Here is a 5056-nt window from a genome sequence, read left to right on the forward strand (position 1 = left end):
TGCCGGGAACGCGAGGACCGTCCGCGCCCTCGGGGCTGACCGGTCCTTCCGAACCACCCGGCTCACCGGAGCCCGCGCCGGATCCCTTCGCCGCACCCGACGTATCGGACGCACCCGGCGTATCGGACGCGTCCACCGCCGCCGCCCCGTCGTCCGGCCGCGCAGACTCCGGCACCGCAGCCTCGGGCACCGCTGCCACCGGCACCGTCACCTCGTCCGCGCCCGAGCCCGAGCCCGAGCCCGCCGACACATCCGGCAGTTCCGTCGTCTCCGCCACATCCACTGCCCCACGTCCGGCCCCGGCCCCGGCTCCCGACCCGCCGGATTCCTCGGAGCCCCGCTCCCACGGGGACCCCGATCCGTAGAAACGCTCGCTCATGCCGGCGCTCCCATGGCTGTTCGCAGTGCGGCGATGCCCCGGGAGCCGTACGCCTTGACGGAGCCCAGCGAGATGCCCAGCGCCTCGGCCACCTGAGCCTCGGTCATGTCCGCGAAGTAACGCAGCACGAGCACCTCGCGCTGCCGGCGCTGCAGCCCGCGCATCGCCTGGATCAATTGGTCGCGCTCCAACTGTTCGTACGCACCCTCTTCCGCGCTGGCCATGTCGGGCATGGGCTTGGAGAGGAGCTTCAGCCCGGTGATGCGCCGACGGAGCGCGGAACGTGACAGGTTGACGACCGTCTGCCGCAGATAGGCGAGGGTCTTGTCCGGGTCCTTGACCCGCTTGCGCGCCGAGTGCACGCGGATGAATGCCTCCTGCACCACGTCCTCGCAGGAGGCGAGGTCGTCGAGGAGCAGCGCGGCGAGACCGAGCAGCGACCGGTAGTGGGTCTGGTACGTCTCGGTGAGGTGGTCGACGCTGGTGCCCTCCGCCATGGCGTCGTCAGCGTCCGCCGCGGACTTCTTCGCGGCGGGCCGCGCGGACCACGGCGCGATCACCGGCAGCCCCCGGGACGCCGCGGGAGAACCGGGGCGCAGCGCGGGGCCGGCCGGAAGGGTCGCAATGCTGAGTGCCTCTGCCACGCCTGTTTGACACACCGACCCCCGTCAAGGTTGTACGCGCACGGCGGCAACGCCGATGGTGTTACCGCGCGTACTGCCATGCCCACTCCCTCGCTACCCGTGCGGCCGGCCAATGCGGGCAGGGACAGAGACGCTCCGCGGCGCCGCCGCGGTTGCAGACGGCGCGAACCGAAATCGTCGGATGGCAAGGGTGTTCGGCGCAAGCGGTATGGACCAACGGATCGATTACGACTGGCTTCAGCGGCCCGTACCGCCGTAGACGACCGCCTCGTCGCTCTCGCTGTCGAGGCCGAACGCCGTGTGCACGGCCCGTACCGCGTCCTTGACGACGTCCTCGCGGGTCACCACCGAGATGCGGATCTCGGAGGTCGAGATCAGCTCGATGTTGACGCCGGCGTTGGACAGCGCCTCGAAGAACGTGGCCGTGACGCCCGGGTGCGAGCGCATGCCGGCGCCGACGAGGGAGATCTTGCCGACCTGGTCGTCGTAGCGCAGCGACTCGAAGCCGATGGACGGCTGCGCCTTGGTCAGCAGCTCCATCGCGCGGTGGCCGTCGGTCTTGGGCAGGGTGAAGGAGATGTCGGTCAGGCCGGTGGCGGCGGCGGAGACGTTCTGCACCACCATGTCGATGTTGATCTCGGCGTCCGCAATCGCCCGGAAGATGGCGGCGGCCTCGCCCGGCTTGTCCGGGACCCCGACCACGGTGATCTTCGCCTCGGAGACGTCGTGCGCGACTCCGGAGATGATCGCGTGCTCCATGCCTTCTGCTCCCTCGGAGATATTGCCTACCCAGGTGCCCGCATGCCCCGAGAACGAGGAGCGGACATGAATGGGCATGTTGTACCGGCGGGCGTACTCGACGCAGCGGTGCAGCAGGACCTTCGACCCGCTGGTGGCCAGTTCGAGCATGTCCTCGTACGGGATCCGGTCGATCTTACGAGCCTTCTTGACCACCCGCGGGTCGGCGGTGAACACGCCGTCCACGTCGGTGTAGATCTCGCAGACCTCCGCCTCCAGCGCCACCGCCAGCGCCACGGCCGTGGTGTCGGAGCCGCCGCGGCCGAGCGTCGTGATGTCCTTGCTGTCCTGCGAAACACCCTGGAAGCCGGCGACGATCGCGATGGCGCCCTTGTTCACGGCCTCCTGGATCCGGCCGGGCGTGACGTCGATGATCCGCGCCTTGTTGTGCACGGCGTCGGTGATCACCCCCGCCTGGCTGCCGGTGAACGACAGCGCCTCGTGGCCCAGTTTCTTGATCGCCATCGCCAGCAGGGCCATGGAGATCCGCTCGCCCGAGGTGAGCAGCATGTCGAGTTCGCGGCCGGTCGGGATCGGTGAGACCTGCTCGGCGAGATCGATCAGCTCGTCCGTCGTGTCGCCCATCGCGGACACCACGACGACGACCTGGTGGCCGGCCTTCTTGGTCTCGACGATCCGCTTGGCGACGCGCTTGATGCCCTCGGCGTCGGCGACGGAAGAGCCGCCGTACTTCTGCACGACAAGGCCCACGTGCGCTCCTCGCAATGGTGTTTCGGTCGGCTCAGTCTACCGAGCCGGCCAGTACGCACTGGCCGGGCCGGTTCGGAGACGAACCTGCCCGGGACCGCCGCGGGCACACGGAAACGTAAGGCAGGTCACATCCGGAGCCCCACAATCCGGACGCGACCGCAACACCCGCCCCGGCACACGCACTCGGCGCGCAACGGCAGCGCACGTACGCAGCGGGTGAACTCGGCACGTACGCACGGCGCACGCACCGCTCCGCGCGCCCGGCCCGTACGCCGTGCCCGGTACTACGCGCCCCGTACGACGCCCCGTACGACGCGACCCGCGCCCCGCCGCTCAGGTCCGCCGCAGCCCCAGCGGCTCCGCGATCTCCGCCACCATCACGCGGCCCGCCTCCTCCTCCAGCCGCCCGTCGTCCAGCGCGGCGTCGCTGTCGGTGTCGAGCCCGTCCAGCTCCCCCAGGGGCGTGTCCAGCCGCACGTGCGCCACCAGCGACTGCAGCGCGCGCAGGCAGGCGCTCGCGGTCGGGCCCCAGTTGGACAGGTACGAGAACTGCCACCACCACAGCGCCTCGTTGACCCGCCCCGCGGCGTAGTGCGCGAGGCCGTGCCGCAGGTCGGTGATCACGTCCGCCAGGTCGTCGGAGATACGGCTGGCGACGGGCGTGCTGCGCGGCACGTACGGGTCGAAGACCTCGGAGTAGACGTCCACCGGGTCCAGCAGCTCGGCGAACCGCTCGCGCAGCTCGTCCACGTCCGGCTCGGGGCCGGTGTCCGGCTCGTACCGCTCGTCCGGCACGAAGTCCTCGTGCGCGCCGAGCCGCCCGCCGGCCAGCAGCAGCTGGGAGACCTCCAGCAGCAGGAAGGGCACGGCGCTGTTCGGCTCGTCACCCTTGGCGACCTCGGTGACGGCGACGATGAAGCTCTCGATCGAGTCGGCGATCTGGACCGCGAAGCTGTCCGGGTCCTGCGTCGCCTGGTGCATGGTGGCGTCAGACATCGAGCAGACCTCCTCTGTCGGCGCCCCGCGCACCACCCGGCCGCGTGCGGCGGCCTGCCGGTCTGCCGGGCGCTGCGCCGGGATCCAGCCGGCGGGCACGTGGTTCCGTTTCAGACATCGAGCAACCGCCTGCCTTCGAAGGCACGGCCGAGGGTGACCTCGTCCGCGTACTCCAGATCGCCGCCGACGGGCAGACCGCTGGCCAGCCGGGTCACCCTCAGACCCATGGCCTTGACCATGCGGGCGAGGTACGTGGCCGTGGCCTCGCCTTCGAGATTGGGGTCGGTGGCGAGGATCAGCTCCGTGACGGAGCCGTCGGCGAGCCGGGCGAGCAGCTCCCGGATCCGCAGGTCGTCCGGGCCGACTCCCTCGATGGGACTGATCGCGCCGCCGAGCACGTGGTACCGCCCGCGGAACTCACGGGTCCGCTCGATGGCCACGACGTCCTTGGGCTCCTCGACGACGCACAGGACGGCGGGGTCGCGCCGCGGGTCGGCGCAGATCCGGCACCGCTCCTCCTGCGCGACGTTCCCGCAGACCGCGCAGAACCGGACCTTCTCCTTCACCTCGGTCAGCGCATGTGCCAGCCGGCGGACGTCGGCCGGCTCGGCCTGCAGGATGTGGAAGGCGATGCGCTGCGCGCTCTTGGGACCGACGCCGGGCAGCCTGCCCAACTCGTCGATCAGATCCTGGACCACGCCTTCGTACACGCAACGCCTCTCTCGTGTCCGCTCTCCTGCACCAAGCTAGCCGCTACCGCCGGGTTCAACCCGCTTCCGCTACAGCCTCCGGTTCCGGAACCCGGCAGATCCGGACGGCCGGGAACGACCCCGCGGGACGACGGAAGCGGAGGGTTCAGAAGGGCAGCCCCGGCATCCCGCCGAGCCCCTGCGCGAGCGGGCCGAGCCGCTCCTGCTGGAGCTGCTGCGCCGCGTTGTTCGCGTCCCGTACGGCGGCCACGACGAGGTCGGCCAGGGTCTCCGCGTCCTCGGGGTCGACGGCGCGCGGGTCGATCACCAGACCGGTCAGCTCGCCGGAGCCGGTCACCGTGGCCTTCACGAGCCCGCCGCCCGCGCTTCCCTCGACCGGCGTCTCCGCCAGCTCCTGCTGGACGGAGGCGAGCTCCTGCTGCATCTTCTGGGCCTGCTGCAGCAACTGCTGCATGTCGGGCTGGCCACCACCAGGCATCACGTCGCTCGCTCCTTGTCGCGCTGTGTCCACGTCGTCGTCAGGTCGTCGGTTTCGTGTGTCGGGCCGGTCCAGGCGAGCCTACGTTCTCATCCGTCGCGCCGCCGTCCATCGCAGGGAGGAAGCGCTCGGCCGGGCTTGCCCCGCCGGGAGTCACGCTCCTCCGCCGTCCTCATCCTTCCGGAGGACGCGGGCGGACGAGACCACCTCAGTCGTGGCGGATCTCCTCTATGACGGTGGCGCCCAGCTCGCGGACGATGAGGTCGTGGCCGGACAGGGCGGTGTCGACGAGGTCGGGGTCGTCGTCGTCGGGGATGTCGTCCTCCAGCGGCGGCGGAGG

Annotated in this window: 5 protein-coding genes and 1 pseudogene; all 6 read right to left on the reverse strand. The window is 70.8% G+C overall.

Features of this window, described 5'->3' with window-relative positions:
- Positions 1-283: pseudogene (locus H5J30_RS35975) on the reverse strand (hypothetical protein); the annotation flags it as partial.
- Between the two features lie 92 nt (positions 284-375).
- Complete coding sequence (locus H5J30_RS17120) at positions 376-939, reverse strand: SigE family RNA polymerase sigma factor (RefSeq protein WP_078572978.1); 564 nt, start codon at positions 937-939, stop codon at positions 376-378.
- A 321-nt stretch (positions 940-1260) separates the two neighbouring features.
- Complete coding sequence (locus H5J30_RS17125) at positions 1261-2532, reverse strand: aspartate kinase (protein WP_181788292.1); 1272 nt, start codon at positions 2530-2532, stop codon at positions 1261-1263.
- 333 nt (positions 2533-2865) lie between these two features.
- Complete coding sequence (locus tag H5J30_RS17130) at positions 2866-3528, reverse strand: DUF5063 domain-containing protein (protein ID WP_181788293.1); 663 nt, start codon at positions 3526-3528, stop codon at positions 2866-2868.
- A 110-nt stretch (positions 3529-3638) separates the two neighbouring features.
- Positions 3639-4238: a recombination mediator RecR gene (gene recR, locus H5J30_RS17135; RefSeq protein WP_181788294.1), complete on the reverse strand. Its 600-nt coding sequence runs from the start codon at positions 4236-4238 to the stop codon at positions 3639-3641.
- A gap of 145 nt (positions 4239-4383) precedes the next feature.
- The gene (locus H5J30_RS17140; protein ID WP_220189010.1) at positions 4384-4692 is read right to left on the reverse strand and encodes a YbaB/EbfC family nucleoid-associated protein; all 309 of its coding nucleotides are present in this window, start codon (positions 4690-4692) and stop codon (positions 4384-4386) included.
- Positions 4693-5056: the final 364 nt, after the last annotated feature.

Source organism: Streptomyces phytophilus, from assembly GCF_013870535.1.
Lineage (GTDB): Bacteria > Actinomycetota > Actinomycetes > Streptomycetales > Streptomycetaceae > Streptomyces > Streptomyces phytophilus.